The sequence below is a fragment of the Aliivibrio sp. 1S128 genome, assembly GCF_001691065.1.
GTDB lineage: Bacteria > Pseudomonadota > Gammaproteobacteria > Enterobacterales > Vibrionaceae > Aliivibrio.
On record NZ_MAJV01000129.1, the window covers coordinates 13,783 to 33,357 of the forward strand.

16 protein-coding genes are annotated in these 19,575 nt (G+C 39.5%); 6 read left to right on the forward strand and 10 right to left on the reverse strand.

Going from position 1 to position 19,575, the window contains the following annotated elements; genetic code table 11:
* Window positions 1–16: 16 nt before the first annotated feature.
* From A6E03_RS17610 to A6E03_RS17620, 3 genes are all read right to left on the reverse strand, one after another.
* Window positions 17–787, reverse strand: a complete 771-nt coding sequence (locus A6E03_RS17610) for an ABC transporter permease (protein WP_065591341.1) — start codon at window positions 785–787, stop codon at window positions 17–19.
* The gene (locus A6E03_RS17615) at window positions 787–1,704 is read right to left on the reverse strand and encodes an ABC transporter ATP-binding protein (RefSeq protein WP_065591342.1); all 918 of its coding nucleotides are present in this window, start codon (window positions 1,702–1,704) and stop codon (window positions 787–789) included. Before A6E03_RS17615 ends, A6E03_RS17610 begins: the two co-directional genes overlap by 1 nt.
* A gap of 194 nt (window positions 1,705–1,898) precedes the next feature.
* Window positions 1,899–3,554 carry a SulP family inorganic anion transporter gene (locus A6E03_RS17620; RefSeq protein WP_065591343.1) on the reverse strand — a complete coding sequence of 552 codons (1,656 nt, stop codon included), beginning with the start codon at window positions 3,552–3,554 and terminating at the stop codon, window positions 1,899–1,901.
* A 339-nt stretch (window positions 3,555–3,893) separates the two neighbouring features.
* On the opposite strand from A6E03_RS17620, the gene can reads away from it, so the two are divergent.
* On the forward strand, window positions 3,894–4,544 hold the full coding sequence (gene can, locus A6E03_RS17625) for a carbonate dehydratase (RefSeq protein ID WP_065591344.1): 651 nt from the start codon (window positions 3,894–3,896) through the stop codon (window positions 4,542–4,544).
* An 82-nt stretch (window positions 4,545–4,626) separates the two neighbouring features.
* On the opposite strand, the gene A6E03_RS17630 is transcribed toward can, so the two are convergent.
* Both A6E03_RS17630 and hpt read right to left on the reverse strand, forming a co-directional pair.
* Window positions 4,627–4,878, reverse strand: coding sequence for a DUF1127 domain-containing protein (locus tag A6E03_RS17630; RefSeq protein ID WP_065591345.1), 252 nt, complete (start codon window positions 4,876–4,878; stop codon window positions 4,627–4,629).
* Between the two features lie 479 nt (window positions 4,879–5,357).
* On the reverse strand, window positions 5,358–5,885 hold the full coding sequence (hpt, locus tag A6E03_RS17635) for a hypoxanthine phosphoribosyltransferase (RefSeq protein ID WP_065591346.1): 528 nt from the start codon (window positions 5,883–5,885) through the stop codon (window positions 5,358–5,360).
* 328 nt (window positions 5,886–6,213) lie between these two features.
* Here hpt and A6E03_RS17640 point away from each other — a divergent pair, with 328 nt between their 5' ends.
* On the forward strand, window positions 6,214–6,819 hold the full coding sequence (locus tag A6E03_RS17640; protein ID WP_065591347.1) for a TetR/AcrR family transcriptional regulator: 606 nt from the start codon (window positions 6,214–6,216) through the stop codon (window positions 6,817–6,819).
* An 86-nt stretch (window positions 6,820–6,905) separates the two neighbouring features.
* Here the strand turns inward: A6E03_RS17640 and lpdA are convergent, their stop codons facing one another.
* The 5 genes from lpdA to ampD form a co-directional block, all read right to left on the reverse strand.
* The gene (lpdA, locus tag A6E03_RS17645) at window positions 6,906–8,336 is read right to left on the reverse strand and encodes a dihydrolipoyl dehydrogenase (protein ID WP_065601412.1); all 1,431 of its coding nucleotides are present in this window, start codon (window positions 8,334–8,336) and stop codon (window positions 6,906–6,908) included.
* 270 nt (window positions 8,337–8,606) lie between these two features.
* Entirely contained in the window at window positions 8,607–10,484 is a 1,878-nt protein-coding gene (gene aceF, locus A6E03_RS17650; protein WP_065601413.1) for a pyruvate dehydrogenase complex dihydrolipoyllysine-residue acetyltransferase, read from the reverse strand.
* An 11-nt stretch (window positions 10,485–10,495) separates the two neighbouring features.
* A complete protein-coding gene (aceE, locus tag A6E03_RS17655) occupies window positions 10,496–13,159 on the reverse strand; it encodes a pyruvate dehydrogenase (acetyl-transferring), homodimeric type (protein ID WP_065591350.1) in 2,664 nt (887 codons plus the stop codon).
* A 55-nt stretch (window positions 13,160–13,214) separates the two neighbouring features.
* On the reverse strand, window positions 13,215–13,985 hold the full coding sequence (gene pdhR / locus A6E03_RS17660; RefSeq protein WP_065591351.1) for a pyruvate dehydrogenase complex transcriptional repressor PdhR: 771 nt from the start codon (window positions 13,983–13,985) through the stop codon (window positions 13,215–13,217).
* A 288-nt stretch (window positions 13,986–14,273) separates the two neighbouring features.
* Window positions 14,274–14,825, reverse strand: coding sequence for a 1,6-anhydro-N-acetylmuramyl-L-alanine amidase AmpD (ampD, locus tag A6E03_RS17665; protein WP_065601414.1), 552 nt, complete (start codon window positions 14,823–14,825; stop codon window positions 14,274–14,276).
* A gap of 124 nt (window positions 14,826–14,949) precedes the next feature.
* Here ampD and nadC point away from each other — a divergent pair, with 124 nt between their 5' ends.
* The 4 genes from nadC to A6E03_RS17685 all read left to right on the forward strand — a co-directional run bounded on the left by nadC (window position 14,950) and on the right by A6E03_RS17685 (window position 19,545).
* Window positions 14,950–15,837, forward strand: a complete 888-nt coding sequence (gene nadC, locus A6E03_RS17670; RefSeq protein WP_065591353.1) for a carboxylating nicotinate-nucleotide diphosphorylase — start codon at window positions 14,950–14,952, stop codon at window positions 15,835–15,837.
* Between the two features lie 348 nt (window positions 15,838–16,185).
* Window positions 16,186–16,590, forward strand: a complete 405-nt coding sequence (locus A6E03_RS17675; RefSeq protein WP_065601415.1) for a pilin — start codon at window positions 16,186–16,188, stop codon at window positions 16,588–16,590.
* Window positions 16,591–16,593: 3 nt separating this feature from the next.
* Window positions 16,594–18,285, forward strand: coding sequence for a type IV-A pilus assembly ATPase PilB (gene pilB, locus A6E03_RS17680; protein WP_065601416.1), 1,692 nt, complete (start codon window positions 16,594–16,596; stop codon window positions 18,283–18,285).
* A 21-nt stretch (window positions 18,286–18,306) separates the two neighbouring features.
* A complete protein-coding gene (locus A6E03_RS17685) occupies window positions 18,307–19,545 on the forward strand; it encodes a type II secretion system F family protein (protein ID WP_065601417.1) in 1,239 nt (412 codons plus the stop codon).
* The last annotated feature ends 30 nt before the right edge of the window (window positions 19,546–19,575 follow it).

Here is a 19,575-nt window from a genome sequence, read left to right on the forward strand (position 1 = left end):
TTTTAAAATGATAATTCTAACTTCTTAATCCAGTACCCTTTGATATTAAACGCAGTGCAATCGCATACAGAACAATAATAAATGCTATTAAAACAGTAAACGCAGTGCCGATACCAACATCTGACACACCTAAAAAACCATAACGGAAAGCGTTAACCATATAAACGATAGGGTTTAATTTTGATACCCCTTGCCAAAACTCAGGCAGTAAATTAATAGAATAAAACACCCCACCCAAATACGTTAATGGCGTTAAAATAAAAGTAGGAATAATACTAATATCATCGAATGTTCTCGCAAAAATAGCATTAATGAGCCCTCCTAAAGAGAACACAATGGATGTCATTAATACCGTTAACATGATTACGCCAAGATGTGCTATTTGAATATCAACAAAGAATAGTGATACACAAGTAACCAAAGCTCCAACCAACAATCCACGCACAACACCACCGCCAACAAAGCCTGCAATAATGATGTAATTAGGTACAGGAGCAACTAATAACTCTTCTATATTCTTTTGAAATTTAGCACTAAAGAATGAAGAAGCCACATTAGAGTAAGAGTTAGTTATCACTGACATCATGATCAAACCAGGAACAATATATTCCATATAACTAAAACCACTCATCTCACCAATTCGAGAGCCAATCAAGTTACCAAAAATAATAAAGTAAAGAGTCATTGTGATCGCAGGTGGAACTAGTGTTTGTACCCAGATACGAGTAAATCGATTTATCTCTTTAGAAATAAGACTTTTAAATGCGGTCCAATATAAATTCATCATTACTTAGCCTCTCCATTACGAACAATGCTTACGAATAATTCTTCTAATCGATTGGCTTTATTTCTCATAGAAAGTACGTTAACTCCCTGATGGTTTAATTGTTCAAATAGATAATTTAACCCTTGAGATTTATCGATCTCGACCTCTATCGAGCCTTCTTTACTGCTGGTTACTTTTGCTCCCTCAAGTTTAGGGATAACGCTATCTTCAGCTAAATCTAAAATAAAGGTCTCGACTTGAAGTTTATTAAGCAGCAGTTTCATTGACGTATTTTCAATCACTTCACCTTTATTAATAATACCAATATTGCGACACAGCATTTCGGCTTCTTCAAGGTAATGGGTTGTCAGAATAATAGTGACACCTTGTTCATTAATTTGCTTTAAGAATTCCCACATAGAGCGACGAAGTTCAATATCAACACCTGCGGTTGGTTCATCAAGGATGAGTAATTTTGGCTCATGCATTAAAGCGCGAGCAATCATTAATCGACGTTTCATACCACCAGATAAATTACGCGCACGCTCATCTTTTTTATCCCAAAGATCAAGCTGCGATAAGTATTTTTTGGCTCGCTCTTTAGCAAGAGTTCGAGATACACCGTAATATCCAGCTTGCTGTATGACTATCTGCTGCACGGTTTCAAATGGATTAAAATTAAACTCTTGAGGCACTAGGCCTATCTGTTGTTTTGCTTGAACTAGGTGGGTATCGATATCATAACCAAACACCTTAACTCGGCCTGAGGTTTTATTCACAAGTGAACTAATAACCCCAATAGTCGTTGATTTACCCGCCCCGTTTGGTCCTAACAAGGCATAAAAATCACCTTGTTCAACAGTTAAATCTACGCCCTTTAACGCTTCAAAGCCTCCGGCATAGGTTTTTCTTAATTGTTCTATTTCTAATGCGTACATATTTTACCCATCACTTAGATTAGCATCTATTAATACAATAAGCTTATCGTTGAATGACGATTAATGCAATTGCATGGTTGCGATTAATCAAAGCAATCTAATATTAATCACACCTAAACATCAAAAAATAAGTCATATAAATGAAAAGTGGCTAAATATAATATTCAACCATTTTTAAAGTGTAATGCATAAGCTTAATTCTGGCTGGGCGAGACTTGTTTAACAGCCGATTTTAGTGCTTCATAACGAAAAGAATACGTTTTTTGCTCTGGAATTAATTCTAAGATATGGAATTTTTCCAACTGCATCCTCGTATTTTCATTCGGGCACAATAAATACACTTGGCAATTTGCATCTAACGCATCTTTAATTGCATTCTCTAATGCTAAACCAACCGTGACATCAATCATCGGCACATCAGTTAAATCTAAGATCATCACTTCATAGTCAGAAATACTACTATGTTGACGTGAGATCGCCTTTGATACACTGAATATCATTGGGCCAGATAGATAGAAGAACAATACTTTTCCGTTTGCCTTATCAAGTAACGCTCTTTCACTGTCCGTTAAAGGCACATCATCTTCATCTGCATCACTAATCGCTTTAACTTTCCTTGCTTGCTCACGACTCAACCTTTCGATAATGATGATGTTTGAAATAAAAACACCAAGACCAACAGCTACAATCAAATCCACAAATACAGTCAATAGCATTACGCCATACATGATCGCCATGCCCGCAAAACTGACTTTATGTGCTCGTTGTATAAAACTCCAATCAAGAATATTAAAACCAACATAAACCGCAATACCGGCCAATACCGCCATTGGAATCGGTTCTGTTAACCCACCAGCGACTAATACGACTAAAGCCAGTACTGCAGCTCTAAATACACCAGACAAAGGAGAGCGAGCGCCAACTTGAATATTCGTTACCGTTCCCATTGTTGCTCCTGCCCCCGGTAAAGCCCCAAATAACCCAGAGATCATATTCGCTAAACCTTGGCCTCGTAATTCTTTATCAGAATCATGCTCTTTACGAGTTAAAGAATCCCCGATAACTGCGGTTAATAACGTATCAATGCACCCTAATGTTCCCAGAACAAGTGCATCAATCACCATTGTCATAAACATATCGCTATTAATAGTGGGAATAACAATAGAAGGTAAACCGGCAGGTATCTCACCAATACGGCGAATAGAATCCATATCAAAAATAATGATTGAGATAAGAGTAACAGCAACTAAAGCAACTAGCTGTGCAGGTACAAACTTCCTATACTTTTCTGGAAAAAGAAATAAAACCACAAGCGTTAATAAGCCAAGGAACAGCTCTTTTATATCTAAATGACTTAATGTTTCAGGTAAAGCACGAAGGGTTCCAAGAACACCACCCGCAGGGGCGGCATGACCTAATAACGGAGAGAGTTGCAAGATAATTAAAATAATACCAATGCCAGACATAAACCCAGAGATCACGCTATAAGGCATTAATGTAATGTACTTACCTAGTTTTAATGTTCCCAATAATATTTGAAAAGCACCCGCCATCATTACGACAGTAAAAGTCATCGCAATGCCTGACTCTGGATACTTTGCTACCATACTGGTTAATACAGCTGTCATGATCACTGTCATTGGCCCTGTAGGTTCAGAGATCAATGTTGAAGAACCACCAAACAAGGAAGCAAAGAAACCAACCATTATCGCGCCCCAAAGACCCGCTTCAGCTCCAGCCCCAGAAGCAACACCAAATGCTAACGCTAATGGCAATGAAATAATGGCCGTGGTAACACCACCAAACAAATCACCTTTTATATTTAAATTTTCAAATCGTTGTCCAAACACAAATCACTCCCTGTAATAAATAATGGCCACTTTATTATGTTATTTGTTTTTATAAACAATGAACTAAAGATTAAGACTGTTAATTTAGCAAATGTTATTCATCGCTCATAACAGTTAATTAGAACCAATCCGGTTTCCTTATGTCCGATTCATCTAATTGACGCCGTAAAGTACCTTATTTAAAGCTTCTACTCCTCAGATGAGTGCTTTTAGAGCCATTTTTTAGCAGCTTGAAATTGTAACATTGTGTATAGTAAATAAACCTGTTGACGTTTTTAACAGAAAGAAGTTTAGGTAAAACCCTTTCTTCTTATGTATTTAAGGGATGAAAAATTTAAAATGCCAGAAATTAAAGAGCTTTTTGAAAACAATTCGAAATGGGCTAAATCAATTAAGGCGGGACGTCCTGAGTACTTTACCCAGCTTGAAGAAGGACAAAACCCAGGCTTCTTATGGATTGGCTGCTCAGACAGTAGAGTTCCAGCAGAGCGCTTAACCGGGCTTCATTCAGGAGAATTGTTTGTTCACCGTAATGTGGCTAACCAAGTAATTCATACCGATTTAAATTGCTTATCCGTGTTGCAATATGCCGTCGACGTACTAAAAATCAAACACATTATCGTTTGTGGCCATTATGGCTGCGGTGGTGTAAACGCTGCGATCGACAATCCTCCATTAGGATTAATCAATAACTGGTTACTTCACATTAGAGATTTATACTTAAAGCATCGAACCGTATTTGGTCAAATTCCTCGTGAAAAATGGGGAGATAAATTATGTGAGATCAATGTTGCAGAACAAGTGTATAACGTCGGTAATTCCACGGTAATGCAAACCGCCTGGGAACGTGGGCAAGATGTTCAAGTTCATGGGGTTGTTTATGGTATGGGAGATGGTGTGTTAAATGATCTTGGTGTTAAAGGTCATAGTCGAGAATCATTGGAAATATCCTACCAAGCCGCAATGTCTGTAATAACTAATTGTGAATAAATGATGATAAAAAACAAATAAATTTGCATCTTATCATCAAGAAAGTTAGCCAGAGAAATTTTACTTTTCCTCTGGCTTTTTATTACGTTGCTATTCTCAAGCGTATGAGTCGGCGAAGATGACGGATTTGGCGTTCAGTTTTAATGGCAGGAACTTCAAGATCATTAATAGTTCGGCCATCAAGATGCAATCCTATATCTTTTAAAAGATACTCATTTCCCCATGGGATTTCATACTGAGCTTTGCGAACACTTCGTTTCCACTCACGCTCTTCTCGTGAAAAATCGGCTTTAATTAATAAAGTAGCTAAACGTAGATATAATGAATGACGCATAATATTTCTCCAAAATATGGCTAGAAATAACGCGACTAAATAATCAAGATAGGAATGCACCTTCTTAGATAGCCGCAATACTCGCAGCCAAGAAGGTTACGAATTAATTATAACGTTAGATCGTTAACAGGCGTAAACGATAAAGTGGTGGTGCAACATATTTTGTATGAATGAATAACTGTCATGTTGACCTCCTAAAACTTAAAATTAATTCTATAAATGGGTAAGTTGTAAATTTGATTTACGATTAAATTGTAACCGTTAGCGATTAATAATCAAGCACAAATCATCAGCAAAAATAAAACAAAATAAACACACTGATGTATTGAATTAACTTGGCTATTTACTTAGTAAATATTTTGTATATATCCAAACAGCCCTATTTTTAGCTATATATTATAATCAGCCGTTCTATAGATAATAAAAAAGCGGAAAATACTGATGTATCTTCCACCTTTAATAATTTGCTTATATATTTATTATTGAGGTACCACTTTACCAATATAAGGTAAATTACGGTATTTCTGTGCGTAGTCGATACCGACACCAACAACAAATTCATCCGGAATAGAAAAGCCTATCCAATCCACTTTAACATCAACTTCACGACGAGAAGGTTTATCAAGTAAAGTACAAATAGCAATCGAGTTTGGCTCACGAATAGATAAGATCTCGCATACTTTACTCAAGGTATTACCTGTATCAATAATATCCTCAACTAATAAAACATCTTTTCCTTTAATATCATCATCAAGATCTTTTAAGATGCGAACATCACGAGTGCTTTCCATGCTATTGCCATAGCTTGATGCAGTCATGAAATCAACCGTCATAGGCGCTTCAATAGCACGAGCTAAGTCGGCCATAAATACAAATGAACCACGTAATAAACCAACCATTACTAGGCCTTCTGATGCTTTATAATGCTCAGATATTTGTTGGCCTAATTCCTTAACTCGCTGACTTACCTCTTGTTCAGAGATCATCACTTCTACTGTATGTTTCATACCATCTCACTTATTCGTTGAACCTACCCTCGGTAGGATTTAGACCTCTATAGTTTACAACAAAACCACGAATGACATGTGTCGAATTACAAAAGTTTTTTATACCACTTTAGGATTAACTGCCTGGTTTTATAAAATCAATTCAAATAAAAACGATTTATACGGTAAACCATTGCAATTTTTTATAAATAAACTTTAAGCCCGTCATATTTTTAATTGATAAGGTGAATACTTGTTGAATATATAAACAGCCTTATGTAAAGTTATTGAGCATAATAATAATAAAACCCCATATAAAATAATAATTTGTTGGCAAGGATATAATAAAATGGATACGATCCAAAAAAGGCCTAGAACAAGGCTATCTCCAGAAAAGCGTAAAGAACAATTGCTGGATATCGCAATTGAAGTATTTTCACAACGTGGTATTGGCCGTGGCGGCCATGCTGATGTGGCAGAAATTGCACAAGTATCAGTAGCAACGGTATTTAATTATTTCCCAACAAGAGAAGATCTTGTTGATGATGTATTAAATAAAGTAGAAGAACAATTTCATCAATTCGTTAAAGATTCTATCTCTCTTGAACTTGATGTTCGTTCAAATCTTCATGCTCTTTTAATGAACATTATCGATACTGTTCATTCAGACAATAAGTGGATTAAAGTGTGGTTTGAATGGAGTACCTCTACTCGTGAAGAAGTATGGCCTCTTTTCTTAAGCACACATGTAAATAATCAAAAAGTTATTCACACTATGTTTTCTGAAGGTATTGAGCGAAACGAAGTATGCAATGATCATACGCCTGAGAATTTAACAAAAATGCTTCATGGCATCTGTTATTCCGTGTTTATTCAAGCAAATCGCAATAATACTGCAGAAGATCTTGAAGATACGGCTAATTGCTTCTTAAATATGCTGTGTATTTATAAATAATATTCAGAATTAAAGAAATAGCTAATAAAAAACCGCTGATTACTCAGCGGTTTTTTTAGATATAAACTCTAATGATTTAAAAGAAATTATTTCTTTCTTTTCACTGCTTTTGCATTTGGAAGGTCAGTAATAGAACCTTCATAGATTTCAGCAGCCATACCAATTGATTCATGCAATGTTGGGTGAGCATGGATAGTTAGTGCGATATCTTCCGCATCACAACCCATTTCGATTGCAAGGCCAATTTCACCAAGAAGCTCACCCGCATTAGTACCAACAATAGCACCACCAATGACGCGGTTAGTGTCTTTATCAAAAAGAAGCTTAGTAAGACCATCAGCACAATCTGAAGCGATTGCACGACCTGATGCAGCCCAAGGGAAGCTTGCAGCTTCATAGTTGATGCCTTCAGCTTTTGCTTCTTTCTCTGTTTTACCAACCCAAGCGACTTCTGGCTCAGTATAAGCAATTGAAGGGATCACTTTAGGATCGAAGTAGTGCTTCTTACCAGAAATAACTTCAGCAGCAACATGACCTTCATGCACGCCTTTGTGAGCAAGCATAGGTTGACCTACGATATCACCAATAGCGTGAATATGAGGTACGTTAGTACGCATTTGCTTATCTACATTGATGAAACCACGCTCATCAACAGCAACGCCTGCTTTTTCAGCGTCTAATAACGCACCATTAGGAACACGGCCGATAGCAACAAGAACAGCATCATAACGCTCAGCTTCTGCTGGTGCTTTTTTGCCTTCCATTGAAACGTAGATACCATCTTCTTTCGCTTCAACTGCTGTCACTTTCGTTTCAAGCATTAGGTTAAACTTGTTTTTGATACGCTTAGTATAAACTTTAACGATATCTTTATCCGCAGCTGGGATAACCTGGTCAAACATCTCAACAACGTCAACTTGAGAACCCAGAGCATGGTAAACCGTACCCATTTCTAGACCGATAATACCACCACCCATAATAAGCAGTTTCTTAGGTACTTCTTTTAACTCAAGTGCATCCGTTGAATCCCAAATACGAGGATCTTCATGTGGGATGAATGGCAGTTTAATTGGACGAGAACCAGCAGCAACAATCGCATTATCAAAATTGATTGTTGTATTACCATCTTCAGCAGTCACTTCAATCGTGTTAGCACCGGTAAATTTACCAAAGCCATTAACTACCGTTACTTTACGCATCTTAGCCATACCGCCAAGACCGCCAGTCAGTTGTGTTACTACTTTTTCTTTCCACAAACGGATCTTATCAATGTCAGTTTGAGGCTCACCAAATACGATGCCGTGAGCGGCCATCGCTTTTGCTTCTTCGATAACTTTAGCTACGTGAAGCAAGGCTTTTGATGGGATACAACCCACATTCAAACATACACCACCAAGTGTGTTGTAACGTTCAACGATAACTGTTTCTAAACCTAAATCTGCACAACGGAATGCGGCAGAGTAACCAGCAGGGCCGGCGCCAAGTACGACAACTTGTGCTTTAATTTCTTTGCTCATTTTGACCTCGTTATAGTCATTTCCCTAACAGGCTGACCGATGTTCTAATAGTGTTTTCAGACTGTGTTTATTTTACATATATGTTAACAGTGTGAAAGCAAGATGGGGTTAGCCTGTGAGCTAGACAACAATTCAGGTTAATACACTTCCTATGAAAAGTATTAAGATCTGCAAATTGTATTTAATTCTAAAAACTGAAGTTAACCTTCAGTTTATGAAGCAATAAGGTGGCTTATTTGCCACCTTATTGTTTATTTCAATTACCGCTAATTACAGTACTAAGCGACGAATGTCTGATAATGCACTGTTTAGGAAAGTAATGAAACGAGCGCCTTCTGCACCATCAATCACACGGTGATCGTAAGATAGAGACAGAGGAAGCTGTAGGCGTGGAGCGAACTCTTTGCCATTCCAAACTGGTTTAATTTCAGATTTAGATACCCCTAGGATACCTACTTCTGGTGCATTTACGATTGGTGTAAATGCTGTACCACCGATACCGCCAAGGCTTGAGATTGTGAAACAACCACCTTGCATATCAGAAGCCATTAATTTACCAGCACGTGCTTTCTTAGAAATAGCCATTAGCTCTTCAGATAGCTCGTAAATGCCTTTTTTGTTCACGTCTTTAAAGACAGGAACAACAAGACCGTTTGGCGTATCAACGGCGATACCTACGTTTACGTACTTCTTAAGGATGATGCTTTCGCCATCATCAGATAAAGAAGAGTTAAACGATGGGAATGCTTCAAGTGCTTTCGCAACGGCTTTCATGATGAACACAAGTGGCGTGATCTTCATACCAGTATCATTTTTCGCTTCGATTGCATTCTGCTCTTTACGGAATGCTTCTAGCTCTGTGATATCAGCGTTATCCCACTGTGTAACGTGCGGGATCATTACCCAGTTACGGTGCAGGTTAGCACCAGAAATTTTCTTAATCTTAGAAAGTTTCTTAACTTCTGTTTCACCAAACTTGCTGAAATCAATTTTTGGCCATGGAAGTAAACCAAGAGCAGAACCGTCACCGCCTTTACCTGATGCAGCAGCACCAGATTCAAGACGCTTAAGTGCATCTTTAACAAAGCTTTGAACATCTTCTTTTAAGATACGGTCTTTACGGCCAGTACCTTTAACTTTGGCAAGGTTTACACCAAACTCACGAGCAAGACGGCGAACAACTGGAGACGCGTGTGCGTATTCGTTGTTTGCTTCAAATTCACCTGTAGCTGCTGGAGCAGAAGCCGCTGCAACTGGTGCAGGAGCTGCTTGTGCAACTGGTGTTGCTGTCGCTTGTGCAGCAACTGGTGCCGCGCCTTCAACAACAAATGTCATGATTAGAGAGCCAGTTGATACTTTATCGCCAGCTGCAATCTTAATCTCTTTGATAGTACCAGCAAAAGGAGCAGGAACTTCCATTGAGGCTTTGTCGCCTTCAACAGTAATTAGAGATTGCTCTTCTTCTACTGTATCGCCAACAGCAACCATGATTTCAGTTACTTCAACTTCATCACCGCCGATATCTGGAACGTTTACTTCTTTCTCAGCAGAGACTGCTGGAGCCGCTGCAACTGGTGCTGCTGCCGCTTGAGGAGCCGCTACTGGAGCAGAGCCTGCAACTTCAAAGATCATCACTAAAGAGCCAGTTGACACTGAATCACCAGAAGCGATTTTGATTTCTTTAACTGTACCAGCGAATGGTGCAGGAACTTCCATTGAAGCTTTGTCGCCTTCAACAGTTAAAAGAGATTGCTCTTCTTCTACTGTATCGCCAACCGCTACCATGATTTCAGTTACTTCAACTTCATCACCGCCGATATCTGGAACGTGAACTTCTTTAAGCTCAGCAACAGATGCCGCAGCAGGAGCAGCTACTGGAGCCGCCTCAACTACTGGAGCAGCAGGTGCCGCAGCGCCCTCTGCTTCAAAGATCATAATTAGAGAACCCGTTGTTACTGAATCGCCTTCAGAAATTTTAATTTCTTTAACTATACCCGCTTGAGACGCAGGAACTTCCATTGAAGCTTTGTCGCCTTCAACAGTGATCAGTGACTGCTCTTCTTCAACTCGGTCACCGACCTTAACTAGAATCTCAGTTACTTCAACCTCATCTGCACCGATGTCAGGTACATTAATTTCGATTGTCATTGTTTTCTACCTTATGCGTATAGCGGGTTAGTTTTTTCAGTATCAATATTGAATTTAGCAATTGCTTCTGCAACTACAGATTTCTCAATATCACCACGTTTCACAAGTTCAGCTAGAGCAGCAACTACAACGTAGCCTGCGTTAACTTCGAAGTGACGACGTAAGTTCTCACGGCTGTCTGAACGACCAAAGCCATCAGTACCCAGAACTTTATAAGACTCAGCAGGAACGAATGCACGTACTTGCTCAGCGTAGTTCTTCATGTAGTCCGTTACTGCGATTGCAGGTTCGTTACCAAGAACTGTAGTAATGTAAGGTACTTTTGTTTCCGCTTCTGGGTGAAGCATGTTGTCACGCTCTACCGCTTGGCCGTCACGAGTTAACTCATTGAAAGAAGTCACTGCGAAAACATCAGATGCTACGCCGTACTCTTCACTCAAAATTTGAGCTGCTTTACGTGCTTCGTTCATGATAGTACCAGAGCTCATTAACTGAACTTTAGCTTTCTCACCAGCGTAAGACTCAAGCTTGTAGATACCTTTACGGATGCCTTCTTCAGCGCCTTCTGGCATTGCTGGCATTGCGTAGTTTTCATTCATTACTGTTAGGTAGTAATAAATGTTCTCTTGGTTCTCACCATACATACGGTTAATACCGTCTTGCATGATTACCGCCAGCTCGTAAGCAAACGTTGGATCATAAGAAATACAGTTAGGAACTGTGTTTGCCATGATGTGAGAGTGACCATCTTCGTGTTGTAGACCTTCACCGTTTAGCGTTGTACGACCAGCAGTAGCTCCTAATAGGAAACCACGAGCTTGTTGGTCACCCGCTAACCATGCCATGTCACCAATACGTTGGAAACCGAACATTGAGTAGTAAATGTAGAATGGGATCATTGGTAGATCGTTGGTGCTGTATGATGTTGCAGCAGCAACCCAAGACGCCATTGAACCTAGTTCGTTGATACCTTCCTGAAGAACTTGACCTGACTTAGCTTCTTTATAGTAAGAAACAATGCCCTTATCTTCAGGTGTATAATCTTGACCGTGTGGGTTGTAGATACCAACTTGACGGAACAGACCTTCCATACCAAACGTACGCGCTTCATCACAGATGATAGGTACGATGTTCTTACCGATATTCTTATCTTTTAATAAGATATTAAGAATACGCACGTAAGCCATTGTGGTAGAAATATCACGCTTCTGCTCACCTAATAGAGGAGAGAATGCATCTAGTTCTGGGACTTTAAATTCTTGAGTGAACTTAGGCAGACGCTTAGGTGTGTAACCGTGTAGTGCATTACGACGAGCGTGTAAGTAGTTATACTCAGCAGAACCTTCTTCCAATGTAAGATAAGGAAGCGTTTTGATCTTCTCATCTGAAAGAATGTCTTCTAGGCCTAAGCGATCACGCAGGTGTTGAACATGAGTCATGTCCATTTTCTTAACACCGTGTGCAATGTTCTTACCTTCAGCTGCATCGCCCATGCCGTAACCTTTAACGGTTTTAGCTAGGATAACTGTTGGCTTACCGCCAGTTTCTTTTGCATTGTTAAATGCAGCGAACAGTTTAGATGAATCATGACCACCACGCTTAAGAGCGAAGATTTCGTCATCAGTCATATCAGCAACAAGTGCTGCAGTCTCTGGGTATTTACCAAAGAAGTTCTCACGTACGTAAGCGCCATCTTTAGATTTGAATGTTTGGTAATCACCGTCGATAGTTTCATTCATTAACTGAAGAAGTTTACCCGTCGTGTCTTTAGCAAGTAGTGAATCCCAGTTGCTGCCCCAAATAACTTTAACAACATTCCAGCCAGCGCCTTTAAATAGACCTTCTAGTTCTTGAATGATGCTACCGTTACCCATAACAGGGCCATCTAGACGCTGTAGGTTACAGTTAATTAGGAAACATAGGTTGTCCAGTTTTTCACGAGCAGCGAAAGAGATCGCACCGCGTGATTCTGGCTCATCCATCTCACCATCACCTAGGAAAGCGTATACACGCTGAGCGCCAGTCTCTTTCATGCCACGGCCTTCAAGGTACTTAAGGAAGCGCGCTTGATAGATAGCAGAAATAGGACCAAGACCCATAGATACAGTTGGGAACTGCCAGAATTCAGGCATCAGTTTAGGGTGTGGGTAAGAAGGAATACCTTTACCATCAACTTCTTGACGGAAGTTATCTAGTTGCTCTTCTGTTAAACGACCTTCAACGAAAGCACGAGAGTAGATACCTGGAGAGATATGACCTTGGTAATAAACTAAGTCACCACCATCCGTCTCATTTGGAGCACGGAAGAAATGGTTGAAACAGACTTCGTAGAATGCTGCTGCAGATTGGTAAGACGCCATGTGGCCACCTAGATCCAAATCTTTCTTAGAAGCACGTAGAACGATCATGATAGCGTTCCAACGAATAATTGAACGGATACGACGCTCAAGAGTAACATCACCTGGGTACGCAGGTTCTTGCGTAGCTGGGATGGTATTGATGTAGTTAGTATTGATACCTGTAGCCATATCAACACCATCTAAACGAGCTTTATCAAGAACTTGCTCTAATAGATACTGGGCGCGTTCAACACCCTCTTCACGTACAACTGACTCAAGAGCTTCTAACCAATCTTGAGTTTCTAGTGCATCAACGTCATGCTTCATGTCAGACATGCGAGCTATCCTTTTATTTGTTGGTTCAAATAGGGTAACAATGAAATGAATCAGGTTAATTCATATCATTACTTTGTTGAATTCGACGAAGTGAGCACTCTCGGCGGCTCTCTTCTTTTGTCAATTCCAACAATGTTTCTTCAATATAAGCAAGATGAGAATGAGATGCCAAACGAGCCTCTTCAGGCTTTCCTGACACTATCGCTTCTACTATTTCTGCTCTATGTGCTCTCACCTTTTCAACCACCGCTTCACGACGGTTTAATAAGGTAAAGTTTTGTAATACATTTTGTTCAAGCAAGGGTTCTAGGCTTCTCACCATGTGAAGTAATACCACATTATGAGCAGATTCCGTGACCGTAATAAGACAGTGCATAACCGCAGACGCTTCTGCTTGTAAATCACCATCTTGTTGCGCTTGTTGGATTAATTTATGTGACTCTTTAATCCGTTTAAAATCTTCTTCATTACCACGTAAGGCGGCGTAATAGGCCGATATGCCTTCTAACGCATGGCGTGATTCAAGTAAATCAAACTGCGTTTCAGGGTGAGTTGCTAGTAAATCTAACAACGGCTCTGAAAAACTTTGCCACAAACCTTTATTAACAAACGTTCCACCACCTTGGCGGCGAGTTAATAAGTGCTTTGCCTCTAAACGCTGTATGGCTTCCCGTACCGAAGGGCGAGAAACATCAAACTGTTTTGCTAACTCTCTTTCTGCTGGTAATTGTTGCCCAGGAGAAAGGGTTCCTTCTAAAATCAGCCGTTCAAGCTCTTGCTCGATTACATCGGACAGCTTTGGCTGACGTATCCTTTGATATGTCATCGTAGCTCAACCTAATTTAAGTTGATTACTTCTCACATTACCGTGAGTCATTAGTCACTTTAAATAATTGGTATTACCAATTTTATTTGAGGTGCAATTTATCATTAAAAAAGGGAATTTGTCTAGATAAAAGTTGATTTGAATCATAGAACAGAGTTGATTTACATTGTTAATTAACAATACGAAAACACAAAAGGCACAATTGGTATTACCAATTGTGCCTTAATTTTAAATAAGAACGAGAGGAAACACGAAATAAAAGAACTTACCATTTAAAGCTAACCTCTTCTATTTCCTTAACTTATGGTACTTTTCCCAATGAAATGACAACCCCGGATCTGTCTTTCTTAGGGGGGCTATATATTGATGCCCTGTAATTCGTTCATCGACTATCAATGGGTACGCGTCTTGTAGCACGTTTGTTACAACAGACAAGCTATCATATTGTTTTTGAGTATAAGCTGTAAAATCAGTCCCTTCCAACTCAATACCAATGCTGTAATCGTTACATCGTTCACGCCCTGCAAATGATGATGCACCAGCATGCCAAGCTCTTGCATTGAAAGGAACAAACTGCACAACTGAGCCATCGCGTCGAATTAAGCAATGAGCAGATACTCGAAATTGGTGGACCACCTTAAAGAATGGATGTTCATCAGGATTTAATGTGCCCGTAAATAACTGTTCAATATAAGGGCCACCAAATTGCCCCGGCGGTAAACTGATGTTATGCACCACAAGTAAGGAAATATCTTTATCATCAGGACGATCATCATAAAATGGCGACACCACGTGCTTTGCTTCATTAAGCCAATGTTCTGTTGATAAAGTGAATTTCATCGTCTATTCCTCTATGAATTAAAGTAACTTGGGCAACTTACGTATATCTTATGATGAAATTCTGCTCTAGCGCGAGTATTATTGTGGCCATAACCCTATTTCAAATAATTCAATGGACCTCACCATGATCAAAACCCATGACAGCGCCTCTCGTCTTGAATATTTAAAACAACAGCTTCCGACCGAAATTACTCGTGCCGTTTCAGATACGTTACGTGAAGATTTAGGTGGAACTCTCGATGTAAGTACGGACATTACCGCAAGCTTAATCGCAGAAGAAACTCAATCTGTTGCAACTATCATCACGCGTGAACATGGGGTGTTTTGTGGAAAAATGTGGGCCAATGAAGTCTTTAAACAACTCGGTGGCACCGTTTCTATCGAATGGCACGTAGAAGATGGAGACAAAGTAGAGCCAAACCAAACACTTTGTACCTTAACTGGCCCTGCTCGCACGTTGTTAACGGGTGAGCGCAATGCGATGAACTTTATTCAAACGTTATCTGGTTGTTCTACCATCACAGCAACGTATGCTGAAAAAATTGCACATACACAATGCCGCTTACTTGATACTCGTAAAACAATCCCTGGTTTACGTAGCGCGCTAAAATACGCCGTCGCGTGTGGTGGTGGTTTCAATCACCGTATTGGTGTGTTTGACGCGTATTTAATTAAAGAAAATCACATCATCGCCTGTGGCGGTATTGAAAAAGCCATTTCTACAGCGAAAAAACTAAACCCAAATAAACCCGTTGAAGTAGAAACAGAAAGCTTAGAAGAGCTGCAACAAGCGATTGATGCAGGTGCTGATATCATTATGTTAGATAACTTCACTACCGACATGATGCGTGAAGCAGTTAAATTAAACGCCGGCCGTGCGGCATTAGAAAATTCTGGTAATGTGACTTTAGATACGATTGCAGAGTTTGCAGAAACGGGGGTTGATTACATCTCTGTAGGTGCATTAACTAAACATCTTAAAGCAATGGACCTATCAATGCGTTTTAAGTAAAGCATTCTTACCTCGTTCTACCAAGAGCTAGCCATATGGCTGGCTCTTTTTGTTTAAACCTGAACATAAACAACACCCGTAGTCTTTGAATTGCACCACAGATATCTATTATGATACATATCATTTAACCGCTTGTTTCTAAAGTGAGAATTGCGATCTAGCATCAATTTACAAACGCCATATTGCGAGTTTTATCATATTTCATTTTACTTGTTTCATAACCAACATAATGAAAGTGCTGACCCACTCGAACCTTACCTTTTTCTCTCAACACTCTTATTTTATTCGATTTATTATTTTACATATCAAATAAAACATGAATCAGCCTGATTCATCTTGGAGAGAAAAATGAAACAACGTCAAGGACAGAAAGGCTTTACCTTAATTGAATTAATGATTGTAGTTGCGGTGATTGGAGTGTTGTCTGCCATTGCTATTCCTAAATATCAAGATTTTGCTAAAAAAGGAGCTGTTGCTTCTGGTATCGCAACATTATCGGCATTAAAAACGAATGTTGAAGATTATATGGCAACCAACAACGCTTTCCCTGCGACATCAGGAGCAATTGGCATTGTCAACTCAAGTATAGGCAATGTAACTTTAGACGCTACTAAAAAAGCAATAACAATAACATTCACAGATGGAGCGGTTAGTGGTTCAACAGCAACAATTACTCGTGAAGACTCAGGGAGATGGGAATGTGGTTATAACATAAAAGACTTATCTATTCCTGGTTGTGAAGGCACAATATAATAAATGCACACCAACCTAGCTTCAATCTTGCGTCAAGCTGAACTGATCAGTTCGGCGCAAGAAAATACCATTATCGAACACGTACAATCAGGGGCACACACCGTGCCTTCTGCGCTTTTAGCTGAGCATATTTTCAGCCCAGACGAACTCGTAAGCCATTTGGCTCAAATATTTGGGTTGGATGTTATTAATATCACCCAATATGACTATGCCGATTGTTGCCAGAAGTTGGGATTGCGCGATCTCATCACCAAACATCAAGCGCTGCCTATTTCTAACGATGGTTGCAATATTCAACTCGCTGTCAGCGATCCAAGCATCGCACAAATTGAAGATGATTTCCGCTTCACAACAGGAAAACAGATCACGCTCGTTTTAGCTGATCAAGGTCAATTAGAAGCGGCAGTACGTCGGCTTTATGGGCGTACAATTTCAACGTCTGATTCATCACATCGAAAAGACATCACTCAAGATGAACTCGCTTTATTGGTTGACGTATCGCTGGATGAAATGACATCAACCGAAGACCTCAGCCAAGATGATGCGCCTGTTACCCGCTTTATTAACCAAATTTTATTAGAGGCTGTCCGAAAAGGCGTCTCAGATATTCACTTTGAACCTTATGAAGAAACCTATCGAGTCCGTTTTCGTTGCGATGGGATCTTAGTTGAAAACAGTTCACCTTCTTCTCATTTAAGCCGTCGCTTATCTGCCCGCTTAAAAATCATGGCTAAACTAGATATCGCAGAGCGACGTTTACCACAAGATGGACGAATTAAGCTAAAACTGAACAGTGAAATATCAATAGATATGCGCGTCTCCTCTCTTCCGACTCTATGGGGAGAAAAAATTGTTCTGCGTTTATTAGACAGTAGCGCGGCCAGCTTAGATATTGATAAATTAGGCTACAGCGACAAACAAAAAGAACTTTACCTTAATGCCTTAAAACGCCCACAAGGGATGATTTTAATGACAGGCCCTACAGGCAGTGGCAAAACAGTGTCTCTCTATTCCGGACTAAATATTTTAAATACCACCGAAAAGAATATATCCACCGCAGAAGACCCAGTAGAAATAAACCTCAATGGGGTAAACCAAGTACAAGTCGCCCCTAAAATCGGGTTTACTTTCGCCCATGCCCTGCGCTCTTTTCTACGACAAGATCCTGATATTGTAATGGTTGGAGAAATACGAGATCTTGAAACCGCAGAAATCGCGGTAAAAGCGGCACAAACGGGACACTTAGTGCTTTCAACCCTCCATACTAACTCAGCAGCAGAAACCGTAGTTCGCTTAGGTAACATGGGGATCGAAAACTTTAACCTTGCCTCTTCCCTTAGCTTAATTATTGCTCAACGGTTAGCGAGAAGGCTTTGTCCTCATTGTAAAGAAATAGATGACCTTAGCGTTGAAACAAGAGAACAATACGGAATCGATTTATTAAACCCGATTTTTAAGGCTCGGATTGAAGGCTGCAATGAGTGTACTCATGGTTACTCGGGCCGTATTGGTATTTATGAAGTGATGCCTTTTACTCGTGAACTGTCTGTTGCTGTTTTAAAAGGAGCGACAGTTAGACAAATAGAACAACTTGCGATTAAACAAGGTATGGACAATCTCGCCACCTCTGGCATTAAACGTCTTGAAGATGGCACGACTAGCTTACAAGAACTCACTCGGGTTCTTTATTTCTAATTCTTAAGTAAGTGACTCCTCATGCTAAAACCAAAAAATAAAATAAAAACGCTTAGCCTACACAATTTTCAATGGCGTGGAATTAATAGCACAGGAAAAAAAGTATCAGGAAAACTCCTTGCCCTTAGTGAGGTTGAAGTAAGAGCAAAACTTAATGAACAAAGCATTCAAATAAAGAAAATTAAAAAGCGCAAGATTTCTAGCTTTGAAAAGATGAAGCATGCCGTTAAACGAAAAGACATCACCCTTTTTACGCGTCAATTAGCCACTATGCTTGGTGCAGGTGTACCCATAGTGCAATCATTACAACTCATCGCTGAAAACAATATTAAAGCCGAAATGAAGTCCATACTTAAGCAAGTATGTTTATCTATTGAGGCTGGAACTCAACTTTCAAAAGCACTCTCTACCAGTTGCTCACTCTTTGATTCTTTTTATATTGATTTAGTGGCAACAGGGGAAGAAACAGGCAGTTTATCCCATGCATTTTCTCGCTTAGCAGAATACAGAGAAAAAAGTGAAGCATTACGAGCAAAAGTCGTCAAAGCGATGATTTACCCAACGATGGTTTTTTTTATCGCTATTGCGGTTACCGTTTTAATGCTTATGTTTGTTATCCCTGAATTTGAAGCTATTTTTAACGGGTTTGGGGCTGAACTTCCTTGGTTTACTCAGCAAGTCGTCAATGCTTCTCATTTTTTACAAAACTACGGTTTTTTGATTTTATTAACGTTAATACTAACTACGTTATCCTTACAGTTACTAAAACAAAAATCTTATCAATTCCGTTTTATGCTTAATAGACGTAGCTTACAGATACCAATTATTGGATCGGTACTTTCTAAAGCCGCCATTGCTAAATTTAGCCGCACGCTTGCCACCAGTTTTAGTTCAGGGCTACCTATTTTGCATAGTTTACAGACCACGAGTAAAACGGCTGGTAATCTTTATTACCAAGAAGCAATACTATCTGTACAACAAAATACAGCGGCTGGCATGCCCCTTTATTTAGCTATGCGACACACTCAAGCCTTCCCTGAGATGGTATTACAAATGGTCATGATTGGTGAAGAATCTGGTCAATTAGATGACATGCTTAATAAAATTGCTTTTGTCTATGAAGATGACGTTGATAATACCGTCGATAATTTAGGTAAAATTCTTGAACCCTTTATTATTCTATTTTTAGGGGTCATGATTGGTGGTCTTGTAGTCTCTATGTATCTCCCTATTTTCAACTTAATGAATGTTATTGGATAGGCTTAACTCTATTTCATTAGGAAATACTTG

Coding starts and splice junctions, on each gene's coding strand:
- A6E03_RS17610 (WP_065591341.1), bottom strand. CDS start 787: ATGATGAATTTATATTGGACCGCATTTAAAAGTCTTATTTCTAAAGAG.
- A6E03_RS17615 (WP_065591342.1), bottom strand. CDS start 1,704: ATGTACGCATTAGAAATAGAACAATTAAGAAAAACCTATGCCGGAGGC.
- can (WP_065591344.1), top strand. CDS start 3,894: ATGCCAGAAATTAAAGAGCTTTTTGAAAACAATTCGAAATGGGCTAAA.
- A6E03_RS17630 (WP_065591345.1), bottom strand. CDS start 4,878: ATGCGTCATTCATTATATCTACGTTTAGCTACTTTATTAATTAAAGCC.
- hpt (WP_065591346.1), bottom strand. CDS start 5,885: ATGAAACATACAGTAGAAGTGATGATCTCTGAACAAGAGGTAAGTCAG.
- A6E03_RS17640 (WP_065591347.1), top strand. CDS start 6,214: ATGGATACGATCCAAAAAAGGCCTAGAACAAGGCTATCTCCAGAAAAG.
- lpdA (WP_065601412.1), bottom strand. CDS start 8,336: ATGAGCAAAGAAATTAAAGCACAAGTTGTCGTACTTGGCGCCGGCCCT.
- aceF (WP_065601413.1), bottom strand. CDS start 10,484: ATGACAATCGAAATTAATGTACCTGACATCGGTGCAGATGAGGTTGAA.
- aceE (WP_065591350.1), bottom strand. CDS start 13,159: ATGTCTGACATGAAGCATGACGTTGATGCACTAGAAACTCAAGATTGG.
- pdhR (WP_065591351.1), bottom strand. CDS start 13,985: ATGACATATCAAAGGATACGTCAGCCAAAGCTGTCCGATGTAATCGAG.
- ampD (WP_065601414.1), bottom strand. CDS start 14,825: ATGAAATTCACTTTATCAACAGAACATTGGCTTAATGAAGCAAAGCAC.
- nadC (WP_065591353.1), top strand. CDS start 14,950: ATGATCAAAACCCATGACAGCGCCTCTCGTCTTGAATATTTAAAACAA.
- A6E03_RS17675 (WP_065601415.1), top strand. CDS start 16,186: ATGAAACAACGTCAAGGACAGAAAGGCTTTACCTTAATTGAATTAATG.
- pilB (WP_065601416.1), top strand. CDS start 16,594: ATGCACACCAACCTAGCTTCAATCTTGCGTCAAGCTGAACTGATCAGT.
- A6E03_RS17685 (WP_065601417.1), top strand. CDS start 18,307: ATGCTAAAACCAAAAAATAAAATAAAAACGCTTAGCCTACACAATTTT.